Source organism: Mesorhizobium sp. WSM4842 (assembly GCF_055901575.1).
Genome location: NZ_CM148372.1, coordinates 2,133,801 through 2,148,883, shown reverse-complemented (window position 1 = coordinate 2,148,883; position 15,083 = coordinate 2,133,801). Strand labels below are relative to the sequence as shown.

General features: G+C 64.1%; 13 protein-coding genes. All 13 read left to right on the top strand.

Annotated features, from left to right (window positions below; translation table 11 throughout):
- The first annotated feature begins 185 nt into the window (after positions 1–185).
- The gene (locus AC0NIE_RS10365) at positions 186–1,229 is read left to right on the top strand and encodes a LacI family DNA-binding transcriptional regulator (RefSeq protein ID WP_123149668.1); all 1,044 of its coding nucleotides are present in this window, start codon (positions 186–188) and stop codon (positions 1,227–1,229) included.
- The gene (locus AC0NIE_RS10360) at positions 1,226–2,242 is read left to right on the top strand and encodes a Gfo/Idh/MocA family protein (RefSeq protein WP_473486409.1); all 1,017 of its coding nucleotides are present in this window, start codon (positions 1,226–1,228) and stop codon (positions 2,240–2,242) included. Before AC0NIE_RS10365 ends, AC0NIE_RS10360 begins: the two co-directional genes overlap by 4 nt.
- The gene (locus AC0NIE_RS10355) at positions 2,239–3,840 is read left to right on the top strand and encodes an acyl CoA:acetate/3-ketoacid CoA transferase (RefSeq protein ID WP_473486408.1); all 1,602 of its coding nucleotides are present in this window, start codon (positions 2,239–2,241) and stop codon (positions 3,838–3,840) included. Before AC0NIE_RS10360 ends, AC0NIE_RS10355 begins: the two co-directional genes overlap by 4 nt.
- Complete coding sequence (locus AC0NIE_RS10350) at positions 3,833–4,609, top strand: enoyl-CoA hydratase/isomerase family protein (protein WP_473486407.1); 777 nt, start codon at positions 3,833–3,835, stop codon at positions 4,607–4,609. Before AC0NIE_RS10355 ends, AC0NIE_RS10350 begins: the two co-directional genes overlap by 8 nt.
- 25 nt (positions 4,610–4,634) lie before the next feature.
- Positions 4,635–6,146 carry an aldehyde dehydrogenase family protein gene (locus AC0NIE_RS10345; protein ID WP_473486406.1) on the top strand — a complete coding sequence of 504 codons (1,512 nt, stop codon included), beginning with the start codon at positions 4,635–4,637 and terminating at the stop codon, positions 6,144–6,146.
- Between the two features lie 59 nt (positions 6,147–6,205).
- Entirely contained in the window at positions 6,206–7,459 is a 1,254-nt protein-coding gene (locus AC0NIE_RS10340) for an ABC transporter substrate-binding protein (RefSeq protein ID WP_091600411.1), read from the top strand.
- 164 nt (positions 7,460–7,623) lie between these two features.
- Entirely contained in the window at positions 7,624–8,580 is a 957-nt protein-coding gene (locus AC0NIE_RS10335) for a carbohydrate ABC transporter permease (RefSeq protein ID WP_473486405.1), read from the top strand.
- On the top strand, positions 8,577–9,521 hold the full coding sequence (locus AC0NIE_RS10330; RefSeq protein WP_473486404.1) for a carbohydrate ABC transporter permease: 945 nt from the start codon (positions 8,577–8,579) through the stop codon (positions 9,519–9,521). The genes AC0NIE_RS10335 and AC0NIE_RS10330 overlap by 4 nt, the downstream gene beginning before the upstream one ends.
- A 4-nt stretch (positions 9,522–9,525) precedes the next feature.
- Positions 9,526–10,641, top strand: a complete 1,116-nt coding sequence (locus AC0NIE_RS10325) for an ABC transporter ATP-binding protein (RefSeq protein WP_192356886.1) — start codon at positions 9,526–9,528, stop codon at positions 10,639–10,641.
- A gap of 5 nt (positions 10,642–10,646) precedes the next feature.
- Entirely contained in the window at positions 10,647–12,158 is a 1,512-nt protein-coding gene (locus AC0NIE_RS10320; protein WP_473486403.1) for a GMC oxidoreductase, read from the top strand.
- A gap of 208 nt (positions 12,159–12,366) precedes the next feature.
- Positions 12,367–13,128, top strand: a complete 762-nt coding sequence (locus AC0NIE_RS10315; RefSeq protein WP_473486402.1) for a 3-ketoacyl-ACP reductase — start codon at positions 12,367–12,369, stop codon at positions 13,126–13,128.
- A gap of 12 nt (positions 13,129–13,140) precedes the next feature.
- On the top strand, positions 13,141–14,769 hold the full coding sequence (locus AC0NIE_RS10310; protein WP_473486401.1) for a GMC family oxidoreductase: 1,629 nt from the start codon (positions 13,141–13,143) through the stop codon (positions 14,767–14,769).
- 10 nt (positions 14,770–14,779) lie between these two features.
- Positions 14,780–15,064, top strand: a complete 285-nt coding sequence (locus AC0NIE_RS10305) for a Dabb family protein (RefSeq protein WP_473486400.1) — start codon at positions 14,780–14,782, stop codon at positions 15,062–15,064.
- The last annotated feature ends 19 nt before the right edge of the window (positions 15,065–15,083 follow it).

Sequence of the window (15,083 nt, the reverse complement as noted above, 5' to 3'; positions counted from 1 at the left end):
AACCTTTTGATCCTCAATCCATGCCCCGAAATGCTGCCTCGCAGCGACAAAGCCCTTTGAGTGCACCGTCCTCAGCCGCGGGGTACTCGTTTTCTGGATTCGAGAAAATCCTGATTGACTCAAATGCAGCACGGAATTAGAACGTTCCAATAAATTCGACCAGAAAATACCGAAGGACGATCGGGATGGCCAGCAGGCCCAAGGCGACGATACTCGACATTGCCCGTGAGGCGGGCGTGTCCAAGTCGACGGTGTCGCTCGTGCTGCAGGGCAGCGGTCTGATCCGGCCTGAGACCGCGCTGAAGGTTCGCAAGGCGATCGAGGATGTCGGCTATGTCTACAACCGCGGCGCCGCCAATCTGCGCAAGGCCCACTCCAACGTCATCGGCATGGTCATCAACGACCTTACCAACCCGTTTTTCGCCGAAATGGCGGTCGGCATGGAGCGTGTCTTCCAGTCGGCGGGCATCGTGCCGTTCATCGCCAACACGGCGGAGAACCCGGTGCGCCAGGAAGAGGTGCTGAAATCGCTGATGGAGCAAGGTGTCGCCGGGCTGATCGTGTCGCCGGCGCGCGGCACGACGCCCGGTGCTTTCCGCCGCATCGAGACGGCGGGGCTTCCGATCGTCTTCACCATGCGCCGCCTTCCTGAAAGCCGCATCCCGGTGATCGCGCCTGACAATCATCGCGGCGCCTGGCTCGCCACCGCCCATCTGATCGGCAAAGGGCATCGCCGGCTGGCCTTCTTCGGCGGCTCATCGGATCTGGTGGTCTATCACGAGCGGCTGGGCGGTTTTCGCGAGGCCTGCGAGGGGCTCGGCATCGCCAAACGCGATATACTCGTCGTCGAAGGCGAAACCAGCCGCAAGGGCGGCATTGCCTGCCTGGAGACGGCCCTCGCCATGGCCGAGCCGCCGACCGCGGCGCTGTGCTTCAACGATGCGGTCGCCTTCGGCGTCATGTTGGCGCTGCGCAAGCGCGGCCTCGAGCCCGGCGCGGATTTCGCCGTCGTCGGCTTCGACGACGTGATCGAAGCCCAGCATTACATGCCGGCGCTGACCAGCGTCGCGGTGGATTCGGCAGGCCTGGGCGAGCGCGCCGCCCATGTCATGCTGAAGATGATCCAGTCGCGCACCACGCGCGCCGAGGATCATATCGGCGCCGTCAACCTCGTCGTCAGGGACAGTTGCGGTCCTGATCGCCGCGCTGGAATGGGAGACGCGGCATGACCGTCAAATGGGGACTGATCGGCGCAAGCACGATCGCCAGGCAATTCATGATCAATGCCATCCGCGCGCAACCGAACAGCGAGATCACGGCGGTGATGAGTTCCAGCCCGGATCGCGCCACTTCCTATGCCAAGGACAACGGCATTCCGCTCGCCGTCTCGACGCTCGATGAATTGCGCGGCTCCGGCATCGACGCCGTCTACATCTCGACCACCAACGAATTGCATCTCGAACAGGCATTAGCCGCCATCAGGGCGGGAAAACATGTGCTGTGCGAAAAGCCGCTGGCGCTGACCAGCGCCGATGCACGCGCAATGGTCGCCGCCGCCAAGGCGGCCGGCATCGTGCTCGGCACCAACCATCATCTGCGCAATGCCGGCGCGCACCGGGCGATGCGCGAAGCCATTGCCGGCGGCCGCATCGGCAAGCCGATCGCCGCGCGCGTCTTCCACTCGGTCTATCTGCCTGAGAATTTGCAGGGTTGGCGCATCACCAGGCCGGAAGCCGGCGGCGGCGTGGTGCTCGACATCACCGTGCACGATGCCGACACGCTGCGTTTCGTGCTCGACGACGATCCGCTCGAGGTTTCGGCGTTCACCCAGGCCGCAGGCATGGCCGCCGGCGGCCTGGAGGACGGCGCCATGTGCATCTGGCGCTTCAAATCGGGCATCATCGCCCAGTCGCATGAGGGCTTCACCACCAAATTCGCCGGCACCGGCTTCGAGGTGCATGGCAGCGAAGGCTCCCTGATCGCGAAAGATGTGATGACGCAGAAGCCGATCGGCTCTGTGCTGCTGCGCACGGCACAGGGCGAGGAAGAATTGAGCTTCGACCGCGAAGATCTCTATGTCAGGTCTTTGCGCCAGTTCCATGCGGCGATCCGTGGCGAAGGCCAGCCGTCGGCGACCGGCGAGGACGGCGTCTGGTCGCTGACTTCAGCCGAAGCGGCGTTGCAATCCGCCAAGTCCGGCAAATCAGCCGCGATCGATCCGAAACTCGGGGGGGCAGGGTGAGCAAGCTCATCTCCGCAGCGCAAGCCGCCAGCCTGATCAGGGACGGCATGGTCGTTTCCGTGTCGTCGTCGAGCGGTCTCGGCTGCCCGGATGCGGTACTCGCCGCGATCGGCGAGCGCTTCGACGCGGAAGGCCATCCGAAGAACATCACGACGCTGCATCCGATCGCCGCCGGCGACATGTACGGCATCAAGGGTATCGACCATCTGGCCAAGCCCGGCCTGTTGAAGCGCACGCTGTGCGGCTCCTATCCGTCCGGCCCGTCATCTTCGGAGCCGCCGCAGATCTGGAAGATGATCGGCGACAATTCGGTCGCCGCCTACAACGTGCCATCCGGCATATTGTTCGACATGCACCGCGAGGCTGCGGCCAAGCGCCCCGGTGTGCTGACCAAGGTCGGCCTCGACACGTTCGCCGACCCGCGTCATCAGGGCTGTGCCATGAACGCGGCCGCCAGCGAGCCGATCGTTTCGGTGCAGCAGTTCGACGGCGAGGAATGGCTCTATTTCCGCTCGATCGTGCCTGACGTCTCGATCATCCGGGCGACGACGGCCGACGAGCGCGGCAACCTGACCTATGAGCACGAGGGCGCCTATCTCGGCGGGCTGGAACAGGCGCTCGCCGCCCGCAACAACGGTGGCATCGTCATCGCGCAGGTCAAGCGCGTCGTCGAGAACGGCACGCTGAAGCCGCATGACGTGCGCGTGCCCGGTGTGCTGGTCGACCATATCGTGGTGGCGCCCGACCAGTTGCAGACGACGCTCACATCCTACGATCCGGCGATCTCGGGCGAGATCTTCCGGCCGCTGTCGACTTTCCGTAACGCCGAGATGAGCGTCCAGAAAGTGATCGCGCGGCGCGTCGCGATGGAGCTTGCCGACGGCATGGCCGTCAATATCGGCTTCGGCATCTCGGCCAATGTGCCGCGCATCCTTCTCGAGGAAGGCCAGCACGGCAAGGTCACCTGGGTGATCGAACAGGGCGCGGTCGGCGGCGTGCCGCTGCTCGACTTCAAGTTCGGCTGCTCATCGAACGCCGACGCCTTCATGCCTTCGCCACACCAGTTCATCTACTTCCAGGGTGGCGGTTTCGACGCCTCGCTGCTGTCCTTCCTGCAGATCGACCGCCACGGCTCGGTCAACGTGTCGAAGCTTTCGGCGAGGCCGCATGTCACCGCCGGCGCCGGCGGTTTTGTTGACATCACTGCGCGAGCGAAGAAGATCGTGTTTTCCGGCTTCTTCAATGCCGGCGCCAAGCTGTCGCTGGCCGATGGCGGCATCCGTATCGACGGGGAAGGCAAGGTCAAGAAAGTGGTCGGCGAGGTCGAGCACATCTCCTTCTCGGGCAAGCGCGCGGTCGCGCAAGGACAGGACATCACCTATGTCACCGAACGCTGCGTCATGAAGCTGACGCCGGACGGGCTGATGGTGACGGAGTTGGCGCCGGGCATCGACCTTCAGCGCGACGTGCTGGCGCAGGCCGAGATCCCGCTCGCCGTCGCCAACGACCTGAAAGTCACGCCGGACGCGCTCTACCGTGACCGGCCGATCGGACTGTCGCTCAATGGCGGCGCCTCGCTTGGAGGCGCGCATGGCTGAGCGTCTCGTCACCTTTGAAACCGACGGCGACCTCGGCATCGTCACGCTGCGCCGGCCGGAGAAATTCAACGCGCTCGACATCCCGATGCTGCGCGCGCTGGAAGCCGCGCTCGATACGGCCGAGGCCGCGGACGGCGTCCGCGTCGTGCTGCTGTGCGGCGAAGGCAAGGGCTTTTGCGCCGGCGGCGACGTCGAAGCGTGGTCGCAAATGAGCGCCGCCGATTTTCAGGTGCAATGGGTGCGTTATGGCCACCGCGTCTTCGACCGGCTGGCGCGGTTGCGGCAGCCGACCATCGCCGTGCTGTCCGGCCATGCGCTGGGCGGCGGGCTGGAACTGGCGGTCGCCTGCGACTTCCGTGTCGCCGAGGCGCAGGTCAAATTAGGTTTTCCGGAAACCGCGATCGGCGTGGTGCCCGGCTGGTCCGGCACGCAGCGCGCGGTGCGCCGCTTCGGCGCGCAGACGGTGCGGCGCATGGCAATCGGCGGCGAGACGTTCGTGGCGGCCGAAGCACTCGCTCTGGGCATCGTCGACCGGGTGGTCGACACGGGCAAGGCATTCATCGAGGCCAAGGCCTGGGCCGGCAAGATCGCCGAGCGCGGCCCGCTGGCAACGCAGGCCGCCAAGCTGATGATCGCGGTCGCCGAGGGCGAGGAAAGTGCTGCCGCGACAGAGGCGCTGGCCAGCGGCTTCATCGCGCTGACCGGCGACCTCAAGGCCGGCATCGACGCTTTCAAGACCAAACAGAAACCAGCGTTTTCAAGATCCTAGAATGCATGCGGGACCTGGAAATCACATGAACTTGCCCCTCACTATCGCCATGCCCGCCGAGGCATCCGCGACGCCGAAGACCTACCGGCTGCTGATCGACGGCAAGTTCGTCGATGCGCGCGACGGCCGCACGCTGGAGCGCAACAGCCCCGGCCACGGCTTCACCGTTTCGCGCTATGCACAAGCCGGCGCGGCCGAAGTCGAGGCGGCGGTGACCGCCGCGCACAAGGCTTTTGAGACCGGCCCTTGGCCGCGCATGAAGGCAGCAGAGCGCGCAGCGATCCTGCTCAAGGCGGCGGACCTGATCGAGGCGCGGCTCGAGGAGATTGCCCGGCTCGACGCGCTGGAATCCGGCAAGCCGATCGCCCAGGCGCGCGGCGAGATCGGCGGCGCCGTCGACATCTGGCGCTATGCCGCGGCGCTTGCCCGCACGCTCCATGGCGAAACCTACGCCAATCTCGGCGACGCCATGCTGGGCGTCGTGCTGCGTGAACCGATCGGCGTCGTCTCGATCATCACGCCGTGGAATTTTCCCTTCCTCATCGTCAGCCAGAAACTGCCGTTCGCGCTCGCCGCCGGCTGCACGGCGGTGGTCAAGCCGAGCGAGATGACCTCGGCCTCGACCTTCGTGCTCGGCGACATCTTGATGCAGGCCGGCTTGCCGGACGGCGTCGTCAACATCCTCGCCGGCCTGGGCGCCGATGTCGGCGCGCCGATGGTCAGCCACCCGCTGGTCGAGATGGTGTCGTTCACCGGCTCCACCCGAGTCGGCAAGATGACGATGGCGTCGGCTGCGAACTCGCTGAAGAAGGTCTCAATGGAGCTTGGCGGCAAGAACGGCCAGATCGTCTTTCCAGATGCCGACCTCGAAGCGGCAGCCGACGCGGCAGTGTTCGGCGGCTTCTTCAACGCCGGCGAATGCTGCAACGCCGGCAGCCGGCTGATCGTTCATGAGGCGATAGCCGACGACTTCCTCGGCGCAGTGAAGGCGCTCACCGCAAGGGTGACCGTCGGCGATCCGCTCGATATCAGCACCAAGGTCGGCGCGATGATCTCTTCCGAGCACCTTTCCAAGGTGACCGGCTACGTGGCGGCGGCGGCAAGCGACGGCAGCAGCATCTATAGCGGCGGCAAGCAAATCGCCTCCAGTGCCGGTCAATATCTCGATCCGACCATCCTTCGCGGCGTCACCGAAGACATGGCCATTGCGCGTGAAGAAGTGTTTGGACCGGTGCTGTCGGTGCTGACGTTTGGATCGATTGAAGAGGCGTTGCGCATCGCCAACAACACGCCTTATGGTCTATCGGCGGGCGTGTGGAGCGCCAGCATCGACACCTGCATGTCGGTGGCGCGGAATGCGCGTTCGGGAACCGTTTGGGTGAACACGTTCATGGAAGGTTATCCCGAGCTGCCTTTCGGAGGCTACAAGCAGTCCGGTCTGGGACGCGAACTCGGCAAGCGCGCCGTTGAGGACTATACCGAAGAAAAGACAATCCAGTTTCATCGCGGCCAGCGCACCGGATGGTGGGTCGGCTGAGTTGGGAAGAACCCGGCGGACAATCGCCGGTCGTGTAGCTGCAACAAGGGAGGAAGTACATGTTGCGCAAATTGCTTATCGGAACGGCTCTCGGCTCGGGTCTTGCGTTCGCGGCCCATGCCCAGGACGTCAAGGAAGTCGAGATGCTGCATTGGTGGACGTCTGGCGGCGAAGCGGCTGCCTTGAACGTGCTCAAGGAGGATCTGGCCAAGCAAGGCTTTGCCTGGAAGGACGTGCCCGTGGCCGGCGGCGGCGGCGACGCCGCCATGACCGCGCTGAAGGCGATGGTCGCGGCCGGCAACTACCCGACCGCCTCCCAGATGCTCGGCTATACCGTGCTCGATTATGCCGCGGCCGGCGTGATGGGCGACCTGACCGAGACGGCGGTAAAGGAAGGCTGGGACAAATCCGTTCCGGCCGCCCTGCAGAAATTCTCGGTCTATGACGGCAAGTGGGTCGCGGCTCCGGTCAACGTCCACTCCGTCAACTGGCTGTGGATCAACAAGGCGGTGATGGACAAGATCGGCGGCACCGAGCCCAAGACCTTCGACGAATTCATCGCGCTGCTCGACAAGGCCAAGGCGGCGGGCGTCATCCCGCTCGCGCTCGGCGGCCAGAACTGGCAGGAAGCCACCATGTTCGATTCGGTCGTGCTGTCGACCGGCGGACCTGAGTTCTACAAGAAGGCCTTCAACGACCTCGACGAGGAGCAGCTGAAGTCCGACACGATGAAGAAGTCGTTCGACAACCTTGCCAAGCTCGTCACCTATGTCGACCCGAACTTCTCCGGCCGCGACTGGAACCTTGCCACCGCCATGGTCATCAAGGGCGATGCGCTGGTGCAGGTCATGGGCGACTGGGCCAAGGGCGAATTCAACGCCGCCAAGAAGACCCCGGGCACCGACTTCCTGTGCTACCGCTTCCCGGGCACCGACGGCAGCGTGGTCTACAACTCCGACATGTTCGGCATGTTCGACGTTCCGGAGGACCGCAAGGCCGCCCAGGCCGCCTTGGCCACCGCCACTTTGTCGAAGAGCTTCCAGTCGGCTTTCAACGTCGTCAAGGGCTCGGTCCCGGCCCGCACCGACGTGCCCGACACCGACTTCGACGCTTGCGGCAAGAAGGGCATGGCCGACCTGAAGGCCGCCAACGAAGGCGGCACGCTGTTCGGTTCGCTGGCGCAAGGCTATGGCGCGCCGCCGGCTGTCGCCAATGCCTATAAGGACGTCGTCTCGAAGTTCGTCCACGGCCAGATCAAGACCTCGGACGAGGCCGTGACCCAGCTGGTTAACGCAATCGAAGACGCCAAATAAGAACCGGCATGAAAGGACCTTCCCCGCTCCGGTGGGGAAGGTTCCACCAAGCCAGGATGGTCGGCCTCTGGTCGGAATGGCGCCGGCGATCAACCAACACGCCCCGTCTCGACGGGGCTATCCTTCCCCGCCTGGCGGTGAAGGGACCCGAGAGGGAGGAGCCCATGACTACGGTCGCGACCCAGATCAAGCTGACGCCGGAGCATAATGCCCGCCCGGGTGTCTCCATGCGTTCGCGCCTGCAGGACGCGCTGCCGAAGATCGTACTGGCGCCAAGCTTTGCGATCACAATCGTCTTCGTCTACGGCTTCATCCTGTGGACGGTCTATCTGTCCTTCACCAACTCCAAGACCTTCCCGTCCTATGCCATATCAGGGCCGCGCGCCTATCAGCGGCTGTGGCGCTGGACTTTCGAGAGCGACCCGCCGTCGAGCTGGTACACGTCGATCACCAATATGGGCATTTTCGGCTTTCTCTACATCTTCATCTGCCTGGCGCTCGGCCTGTTCCTGGCGATCCTGCTCGACCAGAAGATCCGCGGCGAAGGCATGTTGCGGCCGATCTATCTCTACCCGATGGCGCTGTCTTTCATCGTCACCGGCGTCGCCTGGAAATGGTTCCTCGATCCCGGCCTCGGCCTTGAGCAGACGCTGCACCAATGGGGCTGGACGAGCTTCCATTTCGACTGGATCAAAAACAAGGATTTCGTCATCTACACCGTGGTGATCGCCGGCGTCTGGCAGGCCTCGGGTTTCATCATGGCGATGTTCCTCGCCGGCCTGCGCGGCATCGACGGGGAGATCATGAAGGCGGCGCAGATCGACGGCGCCACGACTTTCCAGCTCTATCGGCGCATCGTCATCCCGCTGCTGCGGCCCATCTTCCTGTCGGCCTTCATCGTGCTCGCCCACCTCGCCATCAAGTCCTACGATCTGGTCGTAGCGCTGACCAGCGGCGGGCCGGGCGGCTCGGCTTGGTTGCCCTCGAACTTCATGTACGAGTACACCTTCAAGCGCAACGAAATGGCCGTCGGCTCGGCCAGCGCCGTGATCATGCTGATGACCATCACCGCGATCATCGTGCCCTATCTTTATTCCGAGCTCAGGGAGCGGCCGCGATGAGCGTCATTGCCACTCCCGCTCGCCAGAGCACTGGCGGCATCAGCGCCAAAACCGTCAACCGCATCGTCATCTATGGCCTGCTGGCGCTGTTCGCGCTGTTCTACCTGATGCCGCTGTTCGTCATGCTGGTGACTTCGTTCAAGACGATGGACGAGATCCAGAACGGCAACATGCTGGCGCTGCCGCAGGCGCCGACCTTCGAGCCGTGGCTGAAGGCGTGGGGCGAGACCTGCGTCGGCCTGACCTGCGCCGGCATCAAGGGCTATTTCTGGAATTCCATCAAGATGGTGGTTCCGGCGGTGCTGATCTCGACGCTGCTCGGCGCGCTCAACGGCTATGTCCTGACCAAATGGCGCTTCCGCGGCCACACGCTGGTCTTCGGGCTGATGCTGTTTGCCTGCTTCATCCCGTTCCAGTCGGTGCTGTTGCCGATGGCGACGATCCTCGGCAGCCTTGGCCGTTTCGGCGTGACGCTGCGAAACGCAACGGGATTTTCATTCGGTCTCGGCAACCCGACGGTCAACCTGGTCTTTGTCCACGTCGTCTACGGGCTTGGCTTCACAACGCTGTTCTTCCGCAATTATTACGAGGCGTTCCCGACCGAACTGGTCAAGGCGGCACAGGTCGACGGCGCCAGCTTCTTCCAGATTTTCCGGCGCATCATGTTGCCGAATTCGATGCCGATCTTCGTCGTCACCGTCATCTACCAGTTCACCAACATCTGGAACGACTTCCTGTTCGCCTCGGCCTATGCCGGCACCGGTGACGCGATGCCGATGACCGTGGCGCTGAACAACGTCGTCAACACCTCGACCGGCGTCGTCGAATACAACGTCAACATGGCGGCAGCGATGATCGCCGCACTGCCGACCCTTCTCGTCTACGTGGTCGCTGGCCGCTATTTTGTGCGCGGCCTGATGGCCGGCGCCGTCAAAGGATAATCGAATGGCTTTTCTCGAAATCAATGGGCTGAGGAAGCGGTTCGGATCGGTCGAGATCCTGAAGGGCATCGACGTTGATCTCGAAAAGGGCGGCTTCCTGGTGCTGGTCGGCCCGTCCGGCTGCGGCAAGTCGACCTTGCTCAACACCATCGCCGGCCTGGAAACCATCACCGAAGGCGAGATCCGTGTCGACGGCCGAACGATCAACGATCTCCATCCCTCAAAGCGCGACATCGCCATGGTGTTCCAGAGCTACGCGCTCTATCCGAACATGACTGTCGCCGGAAACATTGCCTTCGGCATGGAGATGCGCGGCGTGCCGGCTCAGGAGCGCCAGAAGGCGATCGACAAGGTGGCGAAGGTGCTGCAGATCGGCCACCTCCTGCAGCGCAAGCCGAGCCAGCTTTCCGGCGGCCAGCGCCAGCGCGTCGCCATGGGCCGGGCGCTGGTACGCGACCCCAAGCTCTTTCTCTTCGACGAGCCGCTCTCCAATCTCGACGCCAAGCTGCGCGTCGACATGCGCATCGAGATCAAGCGGCTGCACGCGACCACCGGCACGACAATCGTCTACGTCACCCACGACCAGATCGAGGCGATGACGCTGGCCACCAAGATCGCGGTGATGCGCGACGGCGAGGTGCAGCAGTTCGGCACGCCGGCCGAAATCTATAACAACCCAACCAACCTGTTTGTTGCCGACTTCATGGGCTCGCCGGCGATGAATCTGATTCCGGCGACGATCGGCGGCAATGGCAATGCGCTTTCCGTGGTGCTGCAGCGCGAGGCGCGCGAGCCGATCTCGCTGCCGCTGGCCGATGCGCCGACGGGTCTGTCGGCATTCCACAGCAAGCCGATAATCTTCGGCGTCCGCCCCGAGGCCCTGACCGATCCTGAAGGAGCCGAACGCAACGCGTCGAACATCGCCACCGCCGACTGTCATATCGAAGTCGTGGAACCGGCCGGCTCCGATACCTTCGCCGTCACCAATCTCGGCGGCAAGGCGGTGGTGGCGCGTCTGCGCGCCGACGCCAATATCCAGCCGGGCACGGTCACGCCGCTCGCCTTCAACCTGACCAAGGCGGTGTTCTTCGATCCGGCGACCGAGAACCGTATCCTCTGACAGCCATGACAAACCCGGACATCGTCATCATCGGCTCCGGCATCGGCGGCGCCACGATCGCTTCCGGCCTTGCCGGCAGTGGCGCCTCGATCCTGATGCTGGAGCGCGGCGAGACGCTGCCGGCGACGCCGCATACGCGCGACACGCGCGCCATCTTCGTCGACGGCCACTATCGGCCGAAGGAAATGTGGCGCGAGGCCGGGGGTGCTGCGTTCAATCCCGGCAACTACTACTATGTCGGCGGCAATTCGAAATTCTATGGCGCGGTGCTGATCCGCTACCGCAAGGAAGACTTTTCGGAGATGGAGCACTATGGCGGCGTCTCGCCGGCCTGGCCGTTCTCCTATGAGGAGTTCGAGCCATGGTACTCCAAGGCCGAGCAGCTTTTTCGCGTGCGCGGCGCACTCGGCGAAGACCCAACCGAACCGTTCCACTCGATCCCCTATGCGTTCGGGCCGGTGCCGGACGAGCCGCCCATCGCCCGCGCCCGCGCCGAACTCAAGGGACTCGGCCTGCATCCGGCATCGCTGCCGCTCGGCGTCGATATCGATGCCTGGCTGAAGGACGGCAAGACAGGCTGGGACGCGTTTCCCAACACCGGGACCGGCAAGGTCGACGCCCAAACGGGGCCGCTCGCGGCGGCACTGGCCGACCGGAACATCAAGCTCGAGACCGGTGCCCATGTCGAATATCTCGAAGCGTCATCGGATGCCAGAACGATCGCCGCCGTTCATTATCGCCAGAATGGCACGCTGAAGAAAGTGACGCCGAAGCTGGTCATCCTCTCGGCCGGCGCGGTCAATTCGGCGGTCATCCTGCTGCGCTCGCCCTCCCCCAGCAGCAAGGGAGGCGGCAACGGACTCGCCAACCGTTCCGACCAAGTCGGCCGCAACTTCATGAACCACAATTCGAGCGCCATGCTGGCGATCGACCCACGCCGCAGGAACACATCCGTCTACCAGAAGACGCTGATGCTCAACGACTACTATCTGTCCGACGGCAAGGGCGGCAAGCCGCTCGGCAACGTCCAGCTTCTCGGCAAAATCGATGGCTATATCTTGAGGGCCAACGTCAAGCTTGCTCCCAAATTCGCGCTGGACTTCATAGCCGGCCACACCGTCGACTGGTACCTGATGTGCGAGGACCTGCCCGATCCCGAAAGCCGCATCATGGTCGACGGCAAGGACATCGTCATGCAGTGGCGGCGCTCCAACATGCAGTCGCTTGAGCGACTGACCAAGGTGATGCGCGAGAATTTCCGCGCCTGCGGCTATCCGATCGTCCTGTCGCGGCCTTTCGACAAGCGCACGCCCTCGCACCAATGCGGCACGGTCAAGATGGGCGACGATCCGGCAACCTCGCCGCTCGACCCGTTCTGCCGCTCGTTCGACCACAAGAACCTGTTTGTCGTCGACGCCAGCTTCCTGCCGAACTCGGCCGCAGTTAACCCAGCACTTTCGATTGCCGCGCAGGCCCTGCGCGTCGCCGATCACATCCGCAAGAGCGAGCTGGCATGATTGGTTTGCGCTGCCCCTCATCCGCCTGCCGGCACCTTCTCCCCGTGAACGGGGAGAAGCCCGCTGGCCGCAACCTCGGCGCTTTTTTTGCAACGCTGGCGATTGGCGAAGCAGGCGATGAAGGCGTCCTTCTCCCCGTCAATATACGGGGAGAAGTGCCCGGCAGGGCGATGAGGGGCGGCACTGACATGCGAAGGGAGATCTTCACATGAACCGCCCGGCAGCCATCGTTACCGGCGGCGCGCGCGGCATCGGCCTTGCTTGCGCCGAAGCGCTGGCCTATGCGGGCTTCGACATCCTTGTCGTTGATCTTGCCGAAGAAGCCGCCGACGGACTTGCCGCTGACATCACTGCCCGCGGCGCGAAATTCGCCTACCATTGCGGCGACATCGCCGATCTCGACCGCCATGCCACACTGGTCGATGCCGCGACAAGCGCCTTCGGCCGCATCGACTGCCTCATCAACAATGCCGGCATCGGCGCCGTCATACGCGGCGACCTGCTGGAATTGAAACCGGAGAATTTCGACCGGATCCTCGCCATCAATCTGCGCGGCACCGTCTTCCTCAGCCAGGCCGTTGCCAAGGCGATGCTTGCGGAGCCGGGTGCTTACCCCCGGTCGATCATCACCATCACCTCGGTCAGCGCCGAAATGGCCTCGCCGGAACGTGCCGACTATTGCATCTCCAAAGCCGGGCTTTCGATGTGGGTGAAGACCCTGGCGCTGCGGCTTGCTCCCGAAAATATCGGTGTGTTCGAGGTGCGGCCGGGCATCGTCCGCACCGACATGACATCAGGCGTCACCGCCAAATACAACGCGCTGATCGACGGCGGTCTGGTGCCGGCGAAGCGCTGGGGCGAAGCCGCCGATGTCGGGGCCGCGGTGGCGGCACTCGCCGGCGGCAAGCTCGGTTTTTCGACCGGCTCGATCATCAATGTCGACGGTGCGCTGTCGGTGCCGAGGTTGTGAACAGGTGACGCCATGACCGACTACATCATCGCCGGCGCCGGCCCGGCCGGCTGCGTCCTGGCCAACCGGCTGAGCGAAGATCCGTCGCATCAGGTGCTGCTGCTCGAGGCCGGCGGCAAGGACTGGCACCCGCTGATCCACATGCCGGCCGGTTTCGCCAAGATGACCAAGGGCATCGCCGCCTGGGGCTGGTCGACCGTGCCGCAAAAGCACATGAAGGACCGCGTCTTCCGGTACACACAGGCCAAGGTGATCGGCGGCGGCTCCTCCATCAACGCCCAGATCTATACACGCGGCAACGCCCGCGATTACGACGCCTGGGAGAAGGAAGAGGGCCTTGCCGGCTGGGGCTATCGCGACGTGCTGCCCTATTTCAAGCGGGCCGAGAACAACCAGCGCTACGCCAACGATTTTCACGGCGACCAGGGTCCGCTCGGCGTGTCGAACCCGATTGCGCCGCTGCCGATCTGCGAGGCCTATTTCCGCGCTGGACAGGAGATGGGCATTCCCTTCAATCCGGACTTCAACGGGATAGCCCAAGAAGGCGTCGGTTATTACCAATTGACGCAGAAGGACGCGAGACGCTCCTCCGCCTCGGTCGCCTATCTCAGGCCGATCCGCGAGCGCAAGAACCTGACCGTCAGGACCGGCGTGCTGGTGACGCGCATCGTCGTCGAGAACGGCCGGGCCGTCGGTGTCGAGATCGTCGACAGGCCGGGCGGCCAGCCGACGACCCTGCGTGCCGAGCGCGAAGTCATCGTCTCGTCCGGCGCCATCGGCTCGCCAAAGCTCTTGATGCAGTCGGGCATCGGCCCGGCCGACCACCTGAAGTCGGTCGGCGTGACGCCAGTCCACGACCTGCCCGGCGTCGGCTCCAACCTGCAGGATCATCTCGACCTGTTCGTTATTGCCGAATGCACCGGCGACCACACCTACGACAATTACGCCAAGCTGCACCGGACGGTGTGGGCCGGCTTGCAGTACCTGCTGCTGAAAAAAGGTCCCGTTGCCTCCAGCCTGTTCGAAACCGGCGGCTTCTGGTACGCCGATCCGACCGCTGCCTCGCCCGATATCCAGCTCCATCTCGGCCTCGGCTCCGGCATCGAGGCCGGCGTCGAGAAGCTGAAAAATCCGGGCGTGACGCTGAATTCGGCGTTCCTGCGCCCACATTCGCGCGGCACGGTGCGGCTGAACAGCGCCGACCCCGCCGACCACCCGCTGATCGACCCGAACTACTGGTCAGATCCCTACGATCGCGACATGTCGATCAAGGGGCTCAGGCTGGCGCGCGAGATCATGCGGCAGAAAGCGCTAGCCCCTTACGTGCTGCGCGAGGTGCTGCCGGGACCGGTACTCACCAGCGACGACGAGCTGTTCGACTATGCCTGCCGCAGTTCCAAGACCGACCACCACCCTGTCGGCACCTGCCGCATGGGTCATGATGCGATGAGCGTGGTGATGCCGGATCTCAGGCTGCGCGGCATCGAAGGGTTGCGCGTCTGCGACGCCTCGGTGATGCCGCACATCCCCTCCTCCAACACCAATGCGCCAACGATCATGGTCGGCGAAAAGGGCGCCGATCTGATCCTTGGCCGCGAACCACTGCCGCCGGCCGTGTTTTCCACCAACCAAGCGGCATGAGATCCCAAGAATGATCAGGCACTGTGTTTTCGTTCGATTCCGCAATGACGTCACCGACGACGAGCGCGCGGCAATCCATGCCGATCTTGAGGCGCTGCGGCGGGTGATCGACGGTATGGGCAAGGTCGAATTCAGCGTCAACACCAGCCCAGAGCCGTTCGCGCGCGGCTTCACGCACGGCTTCACCATCGACTTCCGCGATGCCGCCGCACGCGACGCCTATCTGGTGCATGAGGCTCACAGCCGAGCGGCGCCCGGCTGGTCGCGGCGCTTGAAGGCGGCACTGACGGGCTGATGGTGTTCGACCTCGAGTC